Source organism: Stenotrophomonas sp. LST15-1-1.1 (assembly GCF_040815575.1).
In the GTDB taxonomy this organism is placed as follows: domain Bacteria; phylum Pseudomonadota; class Gammaproteobacteria; order Xanthomonadales; family Xanthomonadaceae; genus Stenotrophomonas; species Stenotrophomonas lactitubi_B.
The window spans coordinates 88,709-107,775 of the sequence record NZ_JBFPNJ010000001.1; the positions used below are offsets into that span (position 1 = coordinate 88,709).

General features: G+C 66.7%; 19 protein-coding genes. 9 read left to right on the plus strand and 10 right to left on the minus strand.

Translation table 11 applies throughout. The features are described 5' to 3' along the window. Positions 1–44: 44 nt before the first annotated feature. Positions 45–566: an RES family NAD+ phosphorylase gene (locus MRBLST15_RS00395; RefSeq protein ID WP_367784579.1), complete on the minus strand. Its 522-nt coding sequence runs from the start codon at positions 564–566 to the stop codon at positions 45–47. Here MRBLST15_RS00395 and MRBLST15_RS00400 point away from each other — a divergent pair. Next, positions 513–740 (plus strand): T6SS immunity protein Tdi1 domain-containing protein, encoded by a 228-nt coding sequence (locus MRBLST15_RS00400; protein WP_318263630.1) that lies wholly within the window; start codon positions 513–515, stop codon positions 738–740. The genes MRBLST15_RS00395 and MRBLST15_RS00400 overlap by 54 nt on opposite strands. 242 nt (positions 741–982) lie before the next feature. Continuing rightward, positions 983–1,441: an Imm30 family immunity protein gene (locus MRBLST15_RS00405; RefSeq protein WP_367784582.1), complete on the plus strand. Its 459-nt coding sequence runs from the start codon at positions 983–985 to the stop codon at positions 1,439–1,441. Between the two features lie 121 nt (positions 1,442–1,562). Here MRBLST15_RS00405 and hutU read toward each other — a convergent pair whose 3' ends face one another. The 4 genes from hutU to hutI are packed head-to-tail and all read right to left on the minus strand — an operon-like array spanning position 1,563 to position 6,839. Next, entirely contained in the window at positions 1,563–3,230 is a 1,668-nt protein-coding gene (gene hutU, locus MRBLST15_RS00410; RefSeq protein WP_367784584.1) for a urocanate hydratase, read from the minus strand. Next, positions 3,227–4,081, minus strand: a complete 855-nt coding sequence (hutG, locus tag MRBLST15_RS00415) for an N-formylglutamate deformylase (RefSeq protein WP_108266867.1) — start codon at positions 4,079–4,081, stop codon at positions 3,227–3,229. Before hutG ends, hutU begins: the two co-directional genes overlap by 4 nt. After that, positions 4,078–5,619, minus strand: a complete 1,542-nt coding sequence (gene hutH / locus MRBLST15_RS00420; protein WP_367784586.1) for a histidine ammonia-lyase — start codon at positions 5,617–5,619, stop codon at positions 4,078–4,080. The genes hutG and hutH overlap by 4 nt, the downstream gene beginning before the upstream one ends. Continuing rightward, on the minus strand, positions 5,616–6,839 hold the full coding sequence (gene hutI, locus MRBLST15_RS00425; protein WP_367784588.1) for an imidazolonepropionase: 1,224 nt from the start codon (positions 6,837–6,839) through the stop codon (positions 5,616–5,618). Before hutI ends, hutH begins: the two co-directional genes overlap by 4 nt. Before the next feature lie 67 nt (positions 6,840–6,906). Here hutI and MRBLST15_RS00430 point away from each other — a divergent pair, with 67 nt between their 5' ends. Further along, positions 6,907–8,277, plus strand: a complete 1,371-nt coding sequence (locus MRBLST15_RS00430; RefSeq protein ID WP_367784590.1) for a formimidoylglutamate deiminase — start codon at positions 6,907–6,909, stop codon at positions 8,275–8,277. Between the two features lie 28 nt (positions 8,278–8,305). Further along, a complete protein-coding gene (gene hutC, locus MRBLST15_RS00435; protein ID WP_367784592.1) occupies positions 8,306–9,034 on the plus strand; it encodes a histidine utilization repressor in 729 nt (242 codons plus the stop codon). Between the two features lie 101 nt (positions 9,035–9,135). On the opposite strand, the gene MRBLST15_RS00440 is transcribed toward hutC, so the two are convergent. The 3 genes from MRBLST15_RS00440 to MRBLST15_RS00450 form a co-directional block, all read right to left on the minus strand. After that, positions 9,136–10,158, minus strand: a complete 1,023-nt coding sequence (locus MRBLST15_RS00440) for a restriction endonuclease (protein WP_367784594.1) — start codon at positions 10,156–10,158, stop codon at positions 9,136–9,138. Positions 10,159–10,395: 237 nt separating this feature from the next. After that, positions 10,396–10,887: a phasin family protein gene (locus tag MRBLST15_RS00445; RefSeq protein ID WP_099820722.1), complete on the minus strand. Its 492-nt coding sequence runs from the start codon at positions 10,885–10,887 to the stop codon at positions 10,396–10,398. An 81-nt stretch (positions 10,888–10,968) separates the two neighbouring features. Further along, positions 10,969–11,244: a polyhydroxyalkanoic acid system family protein gene (locus MRBLST15_RS00450; RefSeq protein WP_236510410.1), complete on the minus strand. Its 276-nt coding sequence runs from the start codon at positions 11,242–11,244 to the stop codon at positions 10,969–10,971. A 124-nt stretch (positions 11,245–11,368) separates the two neighbouring features. On the opposite strand from MRBLST15_RS00450, the gene MRBLST15_RS00455 reads away from it, so the two are divergent. From MRBLST15_RS00455 to aroA, 4 genes are all read left to right on the plus strand, one after another. Further along, a complete protein-coding gene (locus tag MRBLST15_RS00455; RefSeq protein ID WP_265951306.1) occupies positions 11,369–12,178 on the plus strand; it encodes an FHA domain-containing protein in 810 nt (269 codons plus the stop codon). 169 nt (positions 12,179–12,347) lie between these two features. After that, positions 12,348–13,433 (plus strand): 3-phosphoserine/phosphohydroxythreonine transaminase, encoded by a 1,086-nt coding sequence (serC, locus tag MRBLST15_RS00460; RefSeq protein ID WP_367784596.1) that lies wholly within the window; start codon positions 12,348–12,350, stop codon positions 13,431–13,433. A 51-nt stretch (positions 13,434–13,484) separates the two neighbouring features. Then, positions 13,485–14,675, plus strand: a complete 1,191-nt coding sequence (pheA, locus tag MRBLST15_RS00465; RefSeq protein WP_025878757.1) for a prephenate dehydratase — start codon at positions 13,485–13,487, stop codon at positions 14,673–14,675. Between the two features lie 74 nt (positions 14,676–14,749). Beyond that, positions 14,750–16,057: a 3-phosphoshikimate 1-carboxyvinyltransferase gene (aroA, locus tag MRBLST15_RS00470; RefSeq protein ID WP_367784598.1), complete on the plus strand. Its 1,308-nt coding sequence runs from the start codon at positions 14,750–14,752 to the stop codon at positions 16,055–16,057. A gap of 133 nt (positions 16,058–16,190) precedes the next feature. On the opposite strand, the gene MRBLST15_RS00475 is transcribed toward aroA, so the two are convergent. Beyond that, positions 16,191–16,757 carry an energy transducer TonB gene (locus MRBLST15_RS00475; protein WP_367784600.1) on the minus strand — a complete coding sequence of 189 codons (567 nt, stop codon included), beginning with the start codon at positions 16,755–16,757 and terminating at the stop codon, positions 16,191–16,193. Positions 16,758–16,875: 118 nt separating this feature from the next. Then, on the minus strand, positions 16,876–17,520 hold the full coding sequence (locus tag MRBLST15_RS00480; RefSeq protein WP_180166508.1) for an energy transducer TonB: 645 nt from the start codon (positions 17,518–17,520) through the stop codon (positions 16,876–16,878). A 113-nt stretch (positions 17,521–17,633) separates the two neighbouring features. On the opposite strand from MRBLST15_RS00480, the gene serS reads away from it, so the two are divergent. Then, positions 17,634–18,914 (plus strand): serine--tRNA ligase, encoded by a 1,281-nt coding sequence (gene serS / locus MRBLST15_RS00485; protein ID WP_108266847.1) that lies wholly within the window; start codon positions 17,634–17,636, stop codon positions 18,912–18,914. Positions 18,915–19,067: the final 153 nt, after the last annotated feature.

A 19,067-nucleotide genomic window follows, 5' to 3' on the forward strand; every position in this document is an offset into this window, starting at 1 on the left:
AGCGTGATGCTGCTTGATCGGCGCTGTAATGGTGCATGTTCAGGTCATTTGCGGATCAATGTCCTGACTGAGGCCAATCGTACAAGACCAGAGATGTCGGCGGGCGGAGAGAGGAAAACAACATTGCCTCCCTCGGCCTCCCGGGTCGAACCGTAACGGATTGCGTGGAAGCCATCCGCTATTGCGCAATCCGCGATGAATCGTGAGAAATCGTATTCCGGCTTTCGCCATCCATCTTCCTTTGCGGGAGATGCAACCAGGACGGACTGGGCCACCGCCTTCAGGACATCATCCTCGTCGCCGTCCCTGGAGATCTGTTCGAGATCCAGAATTGCCAGAGGACGATCGATGGGAGCAAGTTCGGCGAAGCATCCGGCGCTGGCGTGAGTATCGATCCGATCCGCAGTGAAGTATTTGCTCTTCAGAACTGTTTGAGACCCAAGTCTCTCGCACGGCAGAATGGTGGCATCAAGGCATTCTTCGCTTGCGCGGAGCTTGACGACTTTGATCTGATGGGTGGGGCCGAAGAGCTGTCTTTCGACAGGGTTGTGAGCACTTGCGGGCACTTGATGGCAGATGAGATGTATGGATTTGAGCCAGTGCTGGTTTGCGGCGGTGAAGTCGCAATTGGCAACTTGCGCAGGCTCAAGCTTCAGCCGCACCTGCACATGCTGAGGGAGTTCGCCGCGCTTGCGTTTCCACGCTATGCGAACAATGTGAAGCCGCTGGCCCGGAAGTGATCCGAAGGCCCCAATCATGTAGAGCCGAGCCCATGCTCGGCTGCCTTTGGGTCAGGCGTCGTGCAGCGGGGATAACTGAGCCGAGCAGTTGGACGGCTCCAAAGAGTTCGGTCGGTAACGCTGGTCATACTTGGCGGTTCTTGGTGCCAATGCCACCGTTACCAGGGTGCGTGCGTACAATCGGATATCACTCCGCTGATGCACCGGTGCAAGTAATGCCAGGTTCCGCCAACGAAGCTGTGATGAAAGACCAACTTCTGGAGAAGCTTTTACGGGCCTCGCGAATGCTCACTTCTGAGGATGTTGCGGTATTTGACCGGACGGTTCAGGCGCTGTCAGGCCTGGAGTTCTCCAGTCGGGAGCTGGGAGTCCTCTTCTCGATGTTCGCCGATGACACTCCGCATGAAGAAGTCATGTGGGGGCTGCTTCATCTTGTCGAGGACAGCGACGGCGACAGGATGGTTTCCGCGCTTGTCCAATCAGCTCCGTACATGCGTACCGTGGCACCAGAATGGTTGGAGACGTTCATCTGCAGATTGCTGAATAGTGATCCATACGGAGATAGGTTGATTGCCTGCCTGAAGAATGAAGCCTCAACCAAAGGCGCAGCAGAAGTCATCTCCTTGATCGAAGCGCTGAAGGATGATGCGTCGGACAGTACTCGAGCAAAGGCATCGGTGGTCGCCTCGGCACTGATGTAGCGGTGCGAGCGCCGACCAAGGTCGGCGTCTACCAGGGCGTCCCAGCATCAGGTGGTGCCGGCCAGCGGCCGGCACTACCACACGTTCAACGTAGCACCGGGCCACGCCCGGCGACACTCGATCAGCCCAGGATTCCCGGCAGATCCAACCCCTTCTCCTTCGCGCACTCAATCGCGATCTCATACCCCGCATCGGCATGGCGCATCACGCCGGTGGCCGGGTCATTCCACAGCACGCGTGCAATGCGCTTGGCCGCCGCTTCAGTGCCATCGCAGACGATCACCATGCCGGCGTGCTGCGAGAAGCCCATACCCACGCCGCCGCCATGGTGCAGTGACACCCACGTCGCGCCACTGGCGGTGTTGAGCAGGGCATTCAGCAGCGGCCAGTCGGACACAGCATCGGAGCCGTCGGCCATCGCTTCGGTTTCGCGGTTCGGCGAGGCCACGCTGCCGCTGTCCAGATGGTCGCGACCGATGACCACTGGCGCCTTCAGTTCACCGTTGGCCACCATCTCGTTGAAGGCCAGGCCCAGTCGATCACGATCGCCCAGACCGACCCAGCAGATGCGCGCCGGCAGGCCCTGGAACTTGATCTTCTCGGCGGCCATGTCCAGCCAGCGGTGCAGGTGCGGGTTGTCCGGAATCAGCTCCTTCACCTTGGCATCGGTCTTGGCGATGTCTTCCGGGTCGCCGCTCAGCGCCGCCCAACGGAACGGGCCGATGCCACGGCAGAACAGCGGCCGGATGTAGGCCGGCACGAAACCCGGGAAATCGAACGCATCCTCGACACCTTCTTCCAGCGCCATCTGCCGCAGGTTGTTGCCGTAGTCCACGGTCGGCACGCCCAGTGAGTGGAAACCGAGCATGGCGCGGATGTGGTTGGCCATCGACGCACGCGCGGCCTTTTCCACTTCCTTCGGTGCGGTTACGCGCTTGGCATCCCATTCTTCCACCGTCCAGCCCTGCGGCAGGTAGCCGTTGACCGGGTCGTGCGCGGAAGTCTGGTCGGTCAGCAGGTCCGGCTTCACGCCGCGGATCAGCAGTTCGTCCAGCACGTCGGCAACATTGCCGAGCAGGCCGACCGACAGCGGCTTTTTGGCGGTGCACGATTCTTCGATCAGGCGCAGCGCCTCATTCAGATCGTCGGTCCAGGTATCCAGGTAGCCGGTACGCAAGCGCATTTCGATGCTGCTCTTGCGGCATTCCACCGCCAGGCACGAGGCGCCGGCCATCACCGCGGCCAGCGGCTGCGCGCCACCCATGCCACCCAGCCCGCCGGTGAACAGCCACTTGCCGGCCAGGCTGCCGTTGTAGTGCTGGCGGCCCATTTCCACGAAGGTTTCGTAGGTGCCCTGCACGATGCCCTGCGCGCCGATGTAGATCCAGCTGCCGGCCGTCATCTGGCCATACATCGCCAGCCCTTTCTTATCCAGCTCGTTGAAGTGGTCCCAGTTGGCCCAGCGTGGTACCAGGTTGGAATTGGCGATCAGCACGCGCGGTGCATCGGCATGGGTGCGGAACACGCCCACCGGCTTGCCCGACTGCACCAGCAGGGTCTGGTCGTCGTCCAGGCGCTTGAGGGTTTCGACGATGGCATCGAAGCTCTCCCAGTCGCGTGCGGCACGGCCGATGCCGCCGTATACCACCAGCTCCTGCGGCCGCTCGGCCACGTCCGGGTGCAGGTTGTTCATCAGCATGCGCAGCGGCGCTTCGGTCAGCCAGCTCTTTGCGTTGAGCGTGGTGCCGGTCGGGGCGGCGATGGTGCGGGACGGGTCGTTGCGGGTCATGCGGCGCTCCGGTTCGTAGCGAATTCAAGGCAGGCGTTGAGCACCTGCGCCAGGGTGTGGCGCAGCGGTGCGGCGTGGTCGGGGTCGAGTGGGGTGGGCCAGCTGTGCTCGTCCACCTGGTCGGGTAGCGGCTCGTGCATGTAACCGCGGCAGGCCAGTTCCATCTGCAGGCTGTGCACGCCACCGGCGATGCTGCTGTAGTGGCGGGTGATCCAGCCGCCCTTGAAGCGGCCATTGCGCACTTGGCTCATGCCGCTGATCTTCAGCAGGTTTTCCACCACATCGCTCAACGCGTTGTCGCACGACGTGTCCGGTGCACCGGACGGCCCGGCAGTGCCGAGGTTGAACTGCGGCAGCTCGCCATCGAACAGATGCGGGATGTGCGAGCGGATCGAATGCGCGTCGTACACCACCACGGTGCCGTGGCGTGCACGCAGGCGTGCGATCTGCTTGGCGAGGGCGTCGTGGTACGGCGCGAAATAGGTGTCGCGGCGCCGGGCAATTTCTGCGTCGTCCGGTTCGCGACCTGCGTGGTACAGCGGCTGGTTGTCGAAGGTGGTCAGCGGGCACAGGCCGGTGGTGTTCTGGCCCGGGTACAACGACACGCCGCTGGGATCGCGGTTGAGATCGATCACCGAGCGCGAGATGGCCGAGCGCACGGTGGTCGCGCCCATGCCGCGTGCGAAGTCGTACAGCTCATGCACCCACCAGTCTGCATCGCGACGCGCCAACCACGGCGAATGGAAATCGCCGATCAGGTCATGCGGCAGTTCGCTGCCGGTGTGCGGGAAGCTGACGATCAGCGGGGCATCGCCCTCGTGCACGGTCAGCCAATCGGGATGGCCGCTCATGCCTGCGGTTCCACCGTGGGCAGCAGCTCTACCAGGCCCTCGGCCAGTGCGCCGCTGCGGACCAGATCGGTCGCGATCACCATGTCCGGGTGGAAGTAGCGATCTTCTTCCAGCGTCGGCACCTGTGCGCGCAGCGTGGCGCGCACGTTTTCCAGCGCGGCGCTGGAGCGCAGCGGCGCATGGAAGTCGCAGCCCTGCGCGGCGGCCAGCAGCTCGATGCCGATCACGTTGGCCGCGTTCTCGGCCATCTGCATCAGGCGGCGTGCGCCGTGCGCGGCCATCGACACATGGTCTTCCTGGTTGGCCGAGGTCGGGATCGAATCGACACTGGCCGGATAGGCGCGCTGCTTGTTCTCCGAGACCAGCGCAGCGGCAGTCACCTGCGGAATCATGAAGCCGGAATTCAACCCGGGGCGCGGGGTCAGGAAGGCTGGCAGGCCGGACAGCGCCGGGTCGACCAGCATCGCCAGGCGGCGCTCGCTGATCGAGCCGATCTCGCACACCGCCATCGCCAGCATGTCGGCGGCAAAGGCCACCGGCTCGGCGTGGAAGTTGCCGCCGGACAGCGCCTCACCGGTTTCGGTAAACACCAGCGGATTGTCGGACACGCCGTTGGCTTCGATTTCCAGCGTGGTCGCGGCCTGGCGCAGGATGTCCAGCGCCGCGCCCATCACCTGCGGCTGGCAGCGCAGGCAGTAGGGATCCTGCACGCGCACGTCGTTGTCGCGGTGCGATTCGCGGATACCCGAGTCCTGCATCAGCCTACGCAGGGTGGCGGCGGTGGCGATCTGCCCGCGCTGGCCGCGAAGGGCATGGATGCGCGGATCGAACGGCGTATCCGAGCCCTTGGCTGCTTCCACCGACAGCGCGCCGGTGACCAGCGCGGCCTGGAACACGGTTTCGATTTCAAACAAGCCGGCCAGTGCGTACGCGGTGGAGAACTGGGTGCCGTTGAGCAGGGCCAGGCCTTCCTTCGCGCCCAGTTCCACCGGCTGCAGGCCGGCGCGTGCCAGTGCGTCCACGGCAGGCAGGCGCTCATTGCCGACGAAGGCCTCGCCGACGCCGATCATCACGCTGGCCAGGTGCGAGAGCGGCGCCAGGTCGCCCGAAGCACCGACCGAGCCCTGCGCCGGCACCACCGGCAGCACGCCTTTCACCAGCATGGCTTCCAGCAGCAGCAGCGTTTCCTCGCGCACGCCGGAAGCACCCTGGGCCAGGCTGACCAGCTTCAGCGCCATCATCAGTCGCACCACATTCACCGGCATCGGCTCGCCCACGCCCGCGGCATGCGAAAGCACGATGTTCCGCTGCAGGGTGGCCAAGTCCTCGCGCTCGATGCGCACGCTGGCCAGCTTGCCGAAACCGGTGTTGATGCCATACACCGGTGCGCCCTTGGCGACGATGGCAGCCACCGTTGCAGCGCTGGCGCGCACCGCCGGCAATGCCGCCGGGTCGAGCGACAGCGGCGCACCGCGATACGCCTGCCGCCACTGGGCGAGGGTGACATGGCCGGGGCGAAGAACCAGGGTGTTGCTCATGTGTTGCTCCAGGAGGCAGGCAGGTCGGGCTGTCCGCGCATCACGCGCGCGTGCAGCGGGTTGAATCCAATGCGATAGACCAGGTCGGCGGGCGCGTCGATGTCCCAGATCGCCAGGTCGCAGTCCATGCCGACGGCCAGGCGGCCGATGCGCTCGCCATGGCCCAGCGCGCGTGCCGCTTCACGGGTGAAGCCGGCGATGCATTCGTCCACGGTCAGGCGGAACAGGGTGGCGCCCATGTTCATCGCCAGCAGCGGGCTGGTCAGCGGCGAGGTGCCCGGGTTGCTGTCGGTGGCCAGCGCCAGCGGTACGCCGGCCGCGCGCAGCGCAGCGATCGGCGGCAGGGTGGTATCGCGGGTGAAATAGAACGCGCCGGGCAGCAGCACGGCGACGGTGCCGGCGGCGGCCATCGCGGCAATGCCGGCGTCGTCCAGGTGTTCGATATGGTCGGCCGACAGCGCACCGAAACCGGCCGCCAGTTCGGCGCCATGCTGGTTGCTCAGCTGTTCGGCGTGGATCTTGATCGCCAGCCCGTGCGCGCGCGCGGTTTCGAAGACCTGGCGTGCCTGTGCCGGCGAGAACGCAATGTTCTCGCAGAAGATGTCCACGGCTTCGGCCAGGCCTTCGGCAGCGATGGCGGGGATCATCACCTCGCACACCTCGTCGGTGTATTCCTGCGCCTCGCGGCCCGGCGGCACCGCGTGCGCCCCCAGGAAGGTCGGCACTACGTTTACCCGGCATTCTTCGCCCAGCGCGCGGGCCACCTGCAGCTGCTTGCGCTCGTCCTGCAGGGTCAGGCCGTAGCCGGATTTGATTTCGATGGTGGTCACGCCTTCGGCACGCATCGCCAGCAGGCGAGGGCGGCTCTCGCGTGCCAACTGCTCTGGCGAGGCGGCGCGGGTGGCGCGTACGGTGGAGACAATGCCGCCGCCGGCACGGGCGATCTCGGCATAGCTCACACCCTGCAGGCGCTGCTCGAATTCGTTGGCGCGGTTGCCGGCGTAGACCAGGTGGGTGTGGCAGTCGATCAGGCCCGGCGACATCCAGCGGCCTTCGCCGTCGATGCGGGTGGTCGGCTGCAGGTGGGCATCGCTGCCGGCGGGGCCGACATGCACGATGCGGCCATCGGTGGCGGCCAGTACTGCATCGTGCAGGACACCCAGCCCCTCGCCATCGAGGGTCATCAGGTGGACGTTGGACCAGAGGGTATCGACGTGCATGGCATCCACAACGCGGCTGTGCTTATATGTCTATACAATATAGGCGTCCAATTCGGGTTGTCCAGCCATGTCCGATTCGCGTTCCCCGCACTCCTTCCATGCCGCCCATGCCCTGTTGGCCGACGGCTGGGCCGCCGATGTCCGCCTGCAGGTGCAGGAAGGGCGCATCGCCGCGGTCACGCGTGGGCAGGCTGCGCAGCAGGGCGACACCCGCGTGGACATCCTGGTGCCGGGCCTGCCGAACCTGCACAGCCACGCCTTCCAGCGGGGCATGGCGGGGCTGACCGAGATTGGTGGCGGCGACGGCGACAGCTTCTGGAGCTGGCGCGAACTGATGTACCGCTTCCTGGCCCATCTGCGTCCGGACGCAGTGCAGGCCATCGCCGCCCAGGCCTACATGGAGATGCTGGAAAGCGGCTTCACCCGCGTCGGCGAATTCCACTACCTGCACCACGATGCCGATGGCCGCCCCTACGCCAATCGCGCCGAGATGAGCGTGCAGATTGCTGCTGCAGCCGAGCAGACCGGCATCGGCCTGACGTTGCTGCCGGTGTTCTATGCCCACGCCGATTTCGGTGGCGCGCCGCCGAACCCGGCACAGCGCCGCCTCATCCATGACGTGGACGGGTTCGCGCAGCTGCTCGAAGGCGCCCGTACCGCGCTGGCCACGCTGCCCGATGCGGTGCTCGGCATCGCCCCGCACAGCCTGCGCGCGGTGACCGGCGACGAGCTGAGCGCGCTGCTGCCGCTGACTGATGGCCCGGTACACATCCATATCGCCGAGCAGGTGCGCGAGGTCGCGGCCTGCCTGGCATGGAGCGGCATGCGCCCGGTGCAGTGGCTGTACGAACATGCCCCGGTCGATGCGCGTTGGTGCCTGGTACACGCCACCCACATCACCGACGACGAGCGTGCGCAGATGGTCGCCAGCAAGGCCGTGGCCGGTCTGTGTCCGATCACCGAGGCCAATCTGGGCGACGGGCTGTTCCCGATGCAGGCCTTCGCGCGCGAGGGCGGGCGCTTCGGTGTCGGCTCCGATTCCAACGTGCTGATCGATGCCGCAGAAGAGCTGCGCCTGCTGGAATACGGCCAGCGCCTGATCCTGCGGGGTCGCAACGTACTGGCCCCCGATGCCGGCCGCAGCACCGGGCGCTTCCTGTTTGATGGGGCACTGCAGGGCGGTGCACAGGCGCTGGGCGTGGCTGCTGGCCTGCAGGTGGGCGCCAGCGCAGACATGGTTGAACTGGATGCCGCGCACCCCGCGCTGCAGGCGCGACAGGGTGACGCATGGCTTGACAGCTGGGTGTTCGCCGCACGTAATGGCGCGCTGCGATCGGTCTGGCGCCATGGCCGCCAGTGCGTGGCCGAGGGCCGCCACCTGCAGCGGGAGGCCATCACCACCGCCTTCGCCGCTGCCCTGCGTGGCGTGCTGGGCTGATCGCCTCCCACCATCGAGACCCCACTACGTGAAGGCCAGCAAGTCCGCCACGCTCAACCAGCGCATCCGCAGCGATCTGGAAAGCCGCATCCTCAGCGGGGAGTGGGCGCCGGGCTTCCGTATTCCGTACGAGCACGAGCTGATGGAGCAGTACGGTTGCTCGCGGATGACGGTGAACAAGGTGCTGACCGCGCTGGCCGAGAGCGGCATGATCGAGCGCCGCCGCCGGGCGGGTTCGTTCGTGGCCCGGCAGCCACCGCACCTGGAGCAGGTGGCGCTGGAGATCCCGGACATCGCCATGGAGGTCGGCTCGCGCGGGCATCAGTACGGCTACCGCCTGCTGCAGCGCGAACTGCGCCTGGCCGAGGCAGCAAATGCCGGTGAAGTCGAACTGGCGGGCAGTGAACAGCTGCTGGCGATGCGCTGCCTGCATCTGGCCGATGGCCGGCCGCTGGCGCTGGAGCATCGCCTGATCAGCCCGGTCGGCGTTCCCGAGGTGCTGGAGGTGGACTTTGGCACCACCGCGCCGGGCAGCTGGCTGCTGCAGAACGTGTCGTGGACACGCGCCCAGCACCGCATCAGCGCCTGGGGTGCCGACGCGCCCACCGCCAAGCTGCTGGACGTGAAACCCGGTACCGCCTGCCTGGTGATCGAGCGTCTGACCTGGCGCGGCGAACAGCCGATCACCCGCGTGCGTCAGATGTTCCTGGGGGATGCCTGGGATCTGGTTGCCCGCTTCGCGCCCGGAGCGCGATAGGGGCGAAGACACGCCCGGCGTGGATCTACTGAATCCCGGTTTGGATTACGCGGTGCGCGAGAACCCCGGGTAGATCCACGCCATGCGTGGATGCTGCCTGATCAATACGTCGCGCACTGCCGCCAGCGCACCGGCTCATCCACGCCGGGGCGGGCGTTGAGCTGCACGCGCACGTTGCGCAGGGCAGGGTAGCGAAGCACTTCCTGGCACACGCGAGGCCACACTGTTTCCAGTTCGCCGGTGCGGTTGATCGCCAGTGTCTGCCGGGTCAGCCAGACGCCGCTGGCGATGCCGGATTGCCCGGCCAGCGCGCGGGCCAGTTCGGCCTGGTAGCGGTCCAGCGTGGCAGCGTCGGGGTTGGGATTGCTGCGCGCGTCGTCGGCGCTCCGCGGCGCCGGCGCGGGTGCGGCAGCCGCCTGACCAGGTGCATCCGCAACCTTGTCCGGCGCGGTGGGCGTCGGCAAAGGCTGTGCGGCCGGGGGCGCGACAGGCGCGACGGCGGGTGCCGGAGTCGGATCCGCTTGTTCGCTACGCAGGCCCTGCAGGCCAAGCCCAACCAGCAGGCCCAGCGTCACTGAAGCCAGCGCAGCGATGGCGATGCGGCGCAGCGCTTCATGGCGGGCGATCGCGCGCACGCGGGTGTCAACATCGGCCGGCAGGTAGGGCTGCAGCAGCGGCCACAGGCGCGGACCATCGATCACTTCCACCGCCTGCTTCTCCGCAGCGCCAAGACCATCGCGCTCAACCCGGCCTTCGGTGATCAGCATGCCGCCCTTGGCGCCCGCCAGTCGCGCGGCAGCGCCCAGTTCGTTCACCGCAGCGGTGCCGATGCGATAGGCCAGGCCGTGCTTGCACGACACCCGCCAGGTGTTCGGGCCGTCGCTGAGCAGGAAATCGCTGCTCGGCTCGCGGCTTTCCTCGCTTGGGTCCTGCAGTTCACGCAGGCCGCGCTGCTCGCGCAGCATGCGCTTGATCAGGGTGGAAAACTCGCGCCAGTGCATGCCAGCCAGGGCCTGCAGGCCCAGTTGCATTTCGGTACGTCGGCGCTTGAACCACCAGAGATAGACGGTGGCCAGGGTGCAGGTAAGCAAGGCCGACAGCAGGGCCAGAATCCAGGGAAGCATGCAGGGCGACGACGGAAGGGGCGAAAACGGAAGCCCACAGTGTAAAGGGCCGACCGGTTGATTGCGTCAGGGTGACCCCGACAGCAAGCGTGATGCAGCCCGCAGATCCGCACGCGCCAGACACGAAAAACCCGCCAATCCTGAAGCCGTGAGGGGAGGGAACAAACGGCAGCCGAAGCGATTGGCGGGTTCTACGCGATTGTCAACGAAAATTTATTGCGTTGCAACAAAGGCGGTTCAGGGCGTGCTGCCCGGTGACTGGTGGCTGCCCGGTGAGGGGGCATCGACATCGGCGGAGGCACGGTGTTCCAGCTTGGCCAGGCGCGCGGTCAGCGCATCGATGCGTGCTTCCAGCGCGGTCACCTGATCGGCGGTCGGCACGTGCAGGCGCTTGAGCACGCCCTGTACCTGGTCATCGAACGCCTTGTTGACCTTGTCCCAGGTTCCAGAGGCCTTCTCGCGCGCTTCGTCCAGCGAGTGCTCGACGTTGTCACGCCAGCCCGGTTCCTGCTCGCCGCTACGCTCACGGCGGCGGGCTTCCCAGGCTTCGCCTTCCTTCACCAGGCCATCGAAGAAGCGGCCTCCTTCTGCCTGCGCGCGCCCCAGGGCGCCAAGTCCGGCCAGCCAGACCTGTTGTGCCGAATCGCTCAGCTTGCGCGAAAAGCGTTCTGCCTGGTCGCCGAAGCCGGCATCGTCGTCGCGGCGGTCGTCATTCTCGTAACGGTTCATCGCACTTCCCGGGGGAGTTGGGCCTACCCCCGAGAGTAGCGCGCGCCGCCGTTGCTGGGCCGTGATGGCCGCAGCACAGGTTCAGCCCAGCTTTTCCTTCAACACGCGTTGGATCTCGCTTTCGACCATGCCCTTCATCGCCGACAGCAGGAAGCCCAGCTTGGCCGTCACCCGCACCGCGCCCGGCTGCAGTTCGATCGCTCCGTCCACGCCGCTGCCGGAGAAGTTCAACACATCGGCGGCCCACGAGGATTTCAGGCCGAAGCGTTCACTCAGCTTGGCGGCAACCTGTTCGATCGCTTCGCGTGCCTGGGTGTCGGGCAGGCTGTGGGCGTGGCGGACATCGATGGTGGACATGCAGACTCCTGGCGCAGGGCGGGGATCAATGAGAGGGCGAGCATTGTGCGCATCGACAGCGCCCACGCCAAGCGCTCATCGCAGGTTCTTCTTCGTGAGCGGCCAACCTGCTAGTCTGCGCCGCGTGCAGAACCTGCTAGTCCACTTCAGTCAACAACAACAGCCCGACCAGCCGCTACGGCCCGGGGTGCAGCGCATCGTACGCCAGGCAAACGGCAGCGTGCGCCTCGGTGATGCCGGCAACGGCGCACTGCTGCTCGCGCAGTTCTGCATGGACGACCGCGGCCTCTGGCTGCAGGTCGGCAACGGTATCCGCGGCATCCATGTGAATGGTCGCCCGGTACGGCGCATGGCCCTGCTGCGGGCCGGCGACGCCGTGTACGTAGACGGCGTGGAAATGGTCCTGCAGGGCGAGGTCGACACCCTGCTGCAGGCGCCGGCGCCGGCCGCCAGCATTGAAGGCAGCGGTGACGAGCAGCGCCTGCTGCGCGGTGTCGGTGGCCTGCATCACGGCCGCAGCTACCCCCTGTCGCGCACGCGGGTGATCGGCCGTGGCAGCGATGTCGACATCGAGATCGACGAGCCTGCCTTCGCCGACCAGCACGCGCGGGTGGAAGTGCATGGCGAGCGGGTATTGCTGCGTGACCTGGGCAGTGCCGATGGCACCCGGGTCAACGGCGTTGCCGTGCGACACTGCTGGCTGCAGGCTGGCGACCAGGTGGTGTTCGATGGCCAGCACCGGTTCGTGCTGGAAGTGCCGCACGACCCGCGCCGTCGCCCGCCGCTGGCCGATGACGAAGGCAACGACGAAGCCGAACAGGCGCCCGTGGTGCCTGCGGCCCCACGCCGGGTGCGCCGCTGGCCGTGGCTGCTGGGCAGTGCGTTGCTGCTGGCAGCCGTGCTCAGCCTGCTGCTCTGGTTCGGCGCGCGCTGAGCCGCATCCGCCGGGCATGGCCCGGCGCTACCGGGCGATTGCCCACACCCCGTTCCAATGCGCCGCCGGGTGGCCAATGGATACGGATGCAACCAAATTTCCCTTGCGCCACTAGGCCGCAAGGCTGGTGCAGTGCGGCATACTAGGGGTCTTGCCCCACAGGTGTGCCATGACGCGCGCGTTCAACTTCAGTGCCGGCCCTGCGACGTTGCCGGAATCGGTCCTGCGCCAGGCGCAGGCGGAAATGCTGGACTGGCACGGTAGCGGTGCCTCCATCGTGGAAATGAGCCATCGCGGACCGGAATTCATGTCGGTGGCCGCCGAGGCCGAGGCCGACCTGCGTCGCCTGCTCGACATCCCCGACGACTACGCGGTGCTGTTCCTGCCCGGTGGTGCCACCACCCAGCAGGCGTTGATTCCGCTCAACTTCGCCAGCCCCGGCCAGCGCGCGGACTACGTGGTCACCGGCCACTGGGGCAAGACCGCGGTCAAGCAGGCCAGCCCGTACTTGGACGTCAACATTGCTGCCAGCAGCGAGGCCGAAGGCTATCGCCAGTTGCCCGAGCGCGCCGGCTGGCAGCTTTCACCCGATGCTGCCTACGTGCACATCACCGCCAACGAGACCATCCACGGCGTCGAGTTCCGTGATGTGCCCGAGACCGGCAACGTCCCGCTGGTGGCCGATTTCAGCTCGTCGATCGCCAGCGAGCCGCTGGATGTGCGCCGCTACGGCGTGATCTATGCCGGTGCGCAGAAGAACCTTGGCCCCGTCGGCGTCGCGGTGATGATCATCCGTCGCGACCTGCTGGAGCGCAGTGGCCAGCCGCGCGCGGACATCTTCGATTACCGCTCGCACGTTGCCCGCGACTCCATGCTCAACACACCGCCCACCTGGAACTGGTATCTGGCCGGCCTGGTGTTCAAATGGATGCTCGCCGAAGGGGGCGTGGTCGAGTTCGCCAAGCGCAACGCCGCCAAGGCCGCGCTGGTGTACGGCGCCATCGATGCTTCCGGCGGTTTCTATCGCAATGAGGTCGCGCATTCGGCGCGCTCGCGGATGAACATCCCGTTCTTCCTGCCCAGCACCGATCTCGATGCACGCTTCGTCGCCGATGCCAAGGCTGCCGGCCTGCTCGCGCTGAAGGGTCACAAGGTGGTCGGTGGCATCCGTGCTTCGCTCTACAACGCCATGCCGCTGGCCGGGGCCGAGGCGCTGGTCGCCTTCATGGCCGATTTCCAGCAGCGTCACGGCTGAGCAATGAACGGCGCGCATCGTCGGGTGCGCGCCCCGCAACAAGGAATTCCGATGGCAAGCAAACCCAGCAAGAAGGCGTCGAAGAAGGCCGAACCGGCCAAGGACAGCGCCACCTCCAAGCCCAAGGGCAAGTCGAAGGCAACCGCGGTGCCGACCCTGGCGCCACTGGCACTGGCCGATGTGCGTTCGAAGATCGACCAGATCGACCGTGACATCCAGAGCCTGATCGCCGAGCGCGCGCAGTTCGCCCACCAGGTCGGCAAGGCCAAGGGCAAGCTCGCCGCCGCCGTCGATTACTACCGCCCCGAACGCGAAGCGCAGGTGCTGCGCATGGTGGTGGACCGCAACGAAGGCCCGCTCAGTGACGAACTGCTGGTGCATGTCTACCGCGAAATCATGTCGGCCTGCCTGGCCCAGCAGGAGCCGTTGAAGATCGGCTACCTCGGCCCGGAAGGCACCTTCAGCCAGCAGGCCGTGCTCAAGCACTTCGGCCGCTCGGCGCTGGGCCTGCCGATGGCCAGCATCGAAGAAGTGTTCCAGGAAGTGGAAGCGGGCAACGCCGATTTCGGCGTGGTGCCGGTGGAGAACTCGGGGCAGGGCACCATCCAGATCACCCTGGACATGTTCCTCACCTCCAACCTGAAGATCTGCGGCGAAGTGGAACTGCGCGTGCAGCAGTACCTGATGTCGCGCAGTGGCCGCATCGAAGACATCGAACGCGTCTACGGCCATCCACAGTCGTTCATGCAGACCTCGGCATGGATGCGCGCCAACCTGCCCAAGGCCGAGAAGATCCCGGTGGCCAGCAACGCCGAAGGCGCGCGCCGTGCGCGCAATGCCGACGACGCTGCAGCCATCGGTGGCGAAAGCGCCGGCCACGTGTACGGCCTGAAGAAGGTCGTCACCAAGCCCATCCAGAACGATGCCGACAACACCACCCGTTTCCTGGTGGTGGGCCGCAACATCTTCCCGACCTCCGGCCACGACCGTACCTCGGTGCTGGTGTTCATCCATGACAAGCCTGGCGCGCTGTTCGATGTGCTCAGCCCGTTCGCGCGCCATGGCATCAGCATGAACCGCATCGAGTCGCGTCCCTCGCACCACGGCAAGTGGGAGTACGGCTTCTTCATCGATCTGGCCGGCCACATCGACGACGCGCCGATGCAGGCCGCACTGGCCGAACTGGAAGCGCACTCGGCGCAGATCAAGGTGCTTGGCTCCTATCCGGTGGCCGTGCCCTGATCCCTGCTGCGGCGGCTGCGGCCGCCGCCCCTGATGCATCGCCGGCGACCCGGCGTTTACGGAACCATTCAACGATGAGCAACGCGCAGCACTGGATCGCCCGCAAGGGGCAGCCCCTGCAGGGCAGCCTGACCATTCCCGGCGACAAGTCGGTCTCGCACCGCTCGGTGATGTTCGCCGCGCTGGCCGATGGTACCTCGCATATCGAAGGCTTCCTGGAAGGCGAAGACACCCGCGCCACCGCGCGCATCTTCAGCCAGTTGGGCGTGCGCATCGAAACTCCCAGCGCGTCGCAGCGCATCGTGCATGGCGTCGGCATCGACGGCCTGCAGGCGCCCAGCGCGCCGCTGGACTGCGGCAACGCCGGCACCGGCATGCGTCTGCTGGCCGGCCTGCTGGCCGGTCAGGCATTCGACTGCACGCTGGTCGGCGACGAATCGCTGTCCGGGCGCCCGATGCGCCGCGTCACCGGCCCGCTGTCACAGATGGGCGCGAAGATCGACACCGAGGCGGACGGCACGCCGCCGCTGCACGTGCATGGCGGGCAGACGCTGCACGGCATCGAGTTTGCCTCGCCGGTGGCCAGCGCGCAGATCAAGTCCGCCGTGCTGCTGGCGGGCCTCTACGCGCACGGCGAGACCAGCGTGACCGAACCGCATCCGACCCGCGACTACACCGAGCGCATGTTGTCCGCGTTCGGCGTGGACATCGCGTTCTCGCCGGGCAAGGCGCGCCTGCGTGGCGGCCAGCGCCTGCGCGCGACCGACATCGTGGTGCCGGCCGACTTCTCCTCGGCCGCGTTCTTCCTGGTCGCAGCCAGCATCATTCCTGGCTCCGAGCTGCGCCTGAAGCAGGTCGGCCTCAATCCGCGCCGTACCGGCCTACTGCACGCGCTGCGCCTGATGGGCGCGGACATCACCGAAGAGAATCCGGCAGAGCAGGGCGGCGAGCCGGTGGCCGATCTGGTGGTGCGCTACGCACCGCTGAAGGGCGCGCGTATTCCCGAGGAGCTGGTGCCGGACATGATCGACGAGTTCCCGGCCCTGTTCGTCGCTGCTGCCGCTGCTGAAGGGCAGACCGTGGTGACCGGCGCCGCCGAACTGCGGGTCAAGGAATCCGATCGTCTGGCGGCGATGGCGACCGGCCTGCGCGCGCTGGGCATGCAGGTGGACGAGACCGAGGATGGCGCCACCCTGCACGGCGGCGTGTCGCTGGGCAGTGGCACCATTGAAAGCCACGGCGATCATCGGATTGCGATGGCCTTCGCCATTGCGGGTCAGATCAGCCATGGCGAAGTACGCATCAACGACATCGCCAACGTCGCAACGTCCTTCCCGGACTTCGACGGACTGGCCCGCAGCGCCGGCTTCAACCTGTCCTGATCTGCACCGCATCCGCCGGGCGTGGCCTGGCGGATCACATGGCCTGATAGATGCCAACCTTGGTTGGCATGCTTCTGCGCATGAAAAAAACGGAGGCCGAAGCCTCCGTTTCCATTTCAGGCGTTACCGACGATCAACGCTCGGTGCGGAAATCCACCGGTACGCGCACCACGCTGGCCACGGCACGGCCCTGCTGCACGGCCGGCTCGAACTTCCAGCCCTGCAAGGTGTTCAGCACGGCACGGTCCAGGTCGCGGCTGCGTTCACCGCTGCGCGACACGATCGCCGCATTGGTCACGTTGCCGCGGGTATCCACGTTCAAGCTGGCAACTACGCTGCCCTGCACGCCACTACGCAGCGCGGCGGCCGGATAGCTGGGCTTGCTGTTGCTGGCCAGCGGACGCGCCTCACGGTTGCGTACAGCCGGGGCCGCCTTGCGCTCGCTCGGCGCGGGCGCGGCCTGGCGAGTAGCGGGGGCAGGCATGGTGGCAACCGGCGTTTCAGTGGCCGGCAGCATGCGCTCGCTCACCGGCGCAGGCGCAACGTCGTCATGGTTGGCGAAACGCAGCCAGACCAGAGCGGCGGCGAACATCGCCACGATCAGGGCCAGCCACAGCCAAGGAGAGGCCGAGCGGGGCGCAAGCGCGCCATCCTGCTGCAGCTGAGGGGAATGAAGGTTTTCGTGGGTGGTGGCAGTCATCGCAAACTCCTCACGTCAGTAACGACGCCCAGAGTGTTGCGCGAGGCGGCGTCGCAGCGTGTCAGCATTGCGTCAACGCAACCTGCAAGGTTCAGCTTTTCTGCGGGGAAACGTTCAGTTACTGCGGCTTGAAGTCGAACGGCACTTCAATGCTGCCGGGCACCGGCTGCCCATTGCTCACTGCCGGGCTGAAGCGCCAGCGACGCACCGCATCCGTTGCCGCACGGTCCAGTTCACGCGAACCGCTGCGCTGGATCACCGTCACGTTGTTCGGGTATCCGGTGGCGTCCACCTCCACGCGCACCACCACGCTGCCGGCTTCGCCGCGTCGCAGGGCGGCGGCCGGGTAGGCCGGCGGCGGCGACTGGCCGGCAATCGGCATCGGCTGCGCATTGGCAGTTGCCGGTGCCGCAGTACCCGGCGCGGCCGGGGCGGGTTCAATCGTGGCTGGGGGCGGCGGCGGGGCCGTTTCCACCAGCTTCGGCGCATCGTCTTCGTCCGGCACCGGGGCCGGCTTGGCGTCGGGCATGTCGCTGGAACCCGCCGCTGCGGCCAGCGGCTCGGGCAGCGGTTCCACCTGGGCGGTTTCCTGCGGCGTCTGCGCGGCCGGATCGGCGCGGAAGAATTCCTTGTCGCGACCGGTCAGCCAGACCAGCACGAACAGCAGGATGCCCACGCCGAAGGCGATGCCGGCGATCTTCAGGGCGTTGCGCGGAATATGCACGGTGAACGACTTGGCAGGCGACGGACGGGGAGCAGACATGGACCAGACCAGTACGGAATGCCTTGATTCTGCCACGGCCGGAATGAACCGGGCGGCAGAATTCCGTATAACAGGCGATAATCCCGTTCCTGTTACCCACCACGACGCCCGCCATGCTTGATCCAGCCCTGCTCCGCCACCAGCCCGCCGACCTCGCCGAACGCCTGCGCACCAGCCGCGGCTTCGAGCTCGACGTGTCTGCCCTGGAGTCACTGGAGGCCGATCGCAAGCGCATCCAGGTGCGGACCCAGGAACTGCAGAGCCTGCGCAACAGCCGCTCCAAGGCCATCGGCCAGGCCAAGGCCAAGGGCGAGGACGTTTCGGCCATCATGGCCGAGGTGGCCGCCTTCGCCGATGAGCTGAAGGCCTCGGAAGTGGCCCTCGACGTGCTGCGCGAGAAGATCGACACGATCTCGATGGGCATCCCGAACATTCCCGCCGATGACGTGCCGGCCGGCGCCGACGAGAGCGAGAACGTCGAGCAGTCTCGCTGGGGCACCCCGCGCCAGTTCGATTTCAAGGTGCTCGACCACGTCGAACTGGGCGCGCGCAACAAGTGGCTGGACGGCGAGACCGCGGCCAAGCTGTCCGGCTCGCGCTTCACCGTGCTGCGTGGCCCGATCGCGCGCCTGCACCGTGCCCTGGCCCAGTTCATGCTCGACCTGCACAGCGGCGAGCACGAGTATCAGGAAACCAACGTGCCGGTGATCGTCAACGCCGACAGCCTGTACGGCACCGGCCAGCTGCCCAAGTTCGAAGAGGACATGTTCATCACCCAGCTGGGTGAGCAGAAGCGTTACCTGATCTCGACCTCGGAAATCTCGCTGACCAACATCGCCCGCGACGAGATCCTCGACGCCGAGCGCCTGCCGCTGCGCATGACCGCCCACTCGCTGTGCTTCCGTTCCGAAGCCGGCAGCGGCGGCCGCGACGTGCGCGGCATGATCCGCCAGCACCAGTTCGAGAAGGTCGAGCTGGTCTCGATCTGCCGCCCGGAAGACAGCGACGCCGAGCACCAGCGCATGACCCGCTGCGCCGAAGTGGTGCTGGAAAAGCTCGGCCTGCCGTACCGCAAGGTGCTGCTGTGCACCGGCGACATGGGCTTCTCGGCCATCAAGACCTACGACCTGGAAGTCTGGCTGCCGTCGCAGGAGACCTACCGCGAGATTTCCTCCTGCTCGAACTGTGGCGACTTCCAGGCCCGCCGCATGCAGGCCCGCTGGCGCAACCCGGCCACCGGCAAGCCGGAGCTGGCGCACACCCTGAACGGCTCGGGCGTGGCGGTCGGCCGCGCGATGATCGCAGTGATGGAGAACTACCAGAACGCCGACGGCAGCATCACCGTGCCCGAAGCCCTGCGCCCGTACATGGGCGGCATCGAAACCATCGGCTGATCAGCCGGTAGCGCCGGGCCATGCCCGGCGGCCTTTTGATGAGTGCCGGCCATGTCGGCACCGCATCCACGCATGGCGTGGATCTACTGATGCGGTGTGGCATCCACGCATGGCGTGGATCTACTGAGGCGGTGCTGCATCCACGCATGGCGT

Bases quoted from the DNA above. Each gene is read 5' to 3' on its own strand.
- MRBLST15_RS00400 (WP_318263630.1), top strand. From the start codon at position 513: ATGGGTGGGGCCGAAGAGCTGTCTTTCGACAGGGTTGTGAGCACTTGC.
- MRBLST15_RS00405 (WP_367784582.1), top strand. From the start codon at position 983: ATGAAAGACCAACTTCTGGAGAAGCTTTTACGGGCCTCGCGAATGCTC.
- hutU (WP_367784584.1), bottom strand. From the start codon at position 3,230: ATGACCCGCAACGACCCGTCCCGCACCATCGCCGCCCCGACCGGCACC.
- hutG (WP_108266867.1), bottom strand. From the start codon at position 4,081: ATGAGCGGCCATCCCGATTGGCTGACCGTGCACGAGGGCGATGCCCCG.
- hutH (WP_367784586.1), bottom strand. From the start codon at position 5,619: ATGAGCAACACCCTGGTTCTTCGCCCCGGCCATGTCACCCTCGCCCAG.
- hutI (WP_367784588.1), bottom strand. From the start codon at position 6,839: ATGCACGTCGATACCCTCTGGTCCAACGTCCACCTGATGACCCTCGAT.
- MRBLST15_RS00430 (WP_367784590.1), top strand. From the start codon at position 6,907: ATGTCCGATTCGCGTTCCCCGCACTCCTTCCATGCCGCCCATGCCCTG.
- MRBLST15_RS00440 (WP_367784594.1), bottom strand. From the start codon at position 10,158: ATGCTTCCCTGGATTCTGGCCCTGCTGTCGGCCTTGCTTACCTGCACC.
- MRBLST15_RS00445 (WP_099820722.1), bottom strand. From the start codon at position 10,887: ATGAACCGTTACGAGAATGACGACCGCCGCGACGACGATGCCGGCTTC.
- MRBLST15_RS00450 (WP_236510410.1), bottom strand. From the start codon at position 11,244: ATGTCCACCATCGATGTCCGCCACGCCCACAGCCTGCCCGACACCCAG.
- serC (WP_367784596.1), top strand. From the start codon at position 12,348: ATGACGCGCGCGTTCAACTTCAGTGCCGGCCCTGCGACGTTGCCGGAA.
- pheA (WP_025878757.1), top strand. From the start codon at position 13,485: ATGGCAAGCAAACCCAGCAAGAAGGCGTCGAAGAAGGCCGAACCGGCC.
- aroA (WP_367784598.1), top strand. From the start codon at position 14,750: ATGAGCAACGCGCAGCACTGGATCGCCCGCAAGGGGCAGCCCCTGCAG.
- MRBLST15_RS00475 (WP_367784600.1), bottom strand. From the start codon at position 16,757: ATGACTGCCACCACCCACGAAAACCTTCATTCCCCTCAGCTGCAGCAG.
- MRBLST15_RS00480 (WP_180166508.1), bottom strand. From the start codon at position 17,520: ATGTCTGCTCCCCGTCCGTCGCCTGCCAAGTCGTTCACCGTGCATATT.
- serS (WP_108266847.1), top strand. From the start codon at position 17,634: ATGCTTGATCCAGCCCTGCTCCGCCACCAGCCCGCCGACCTCGCCGAA.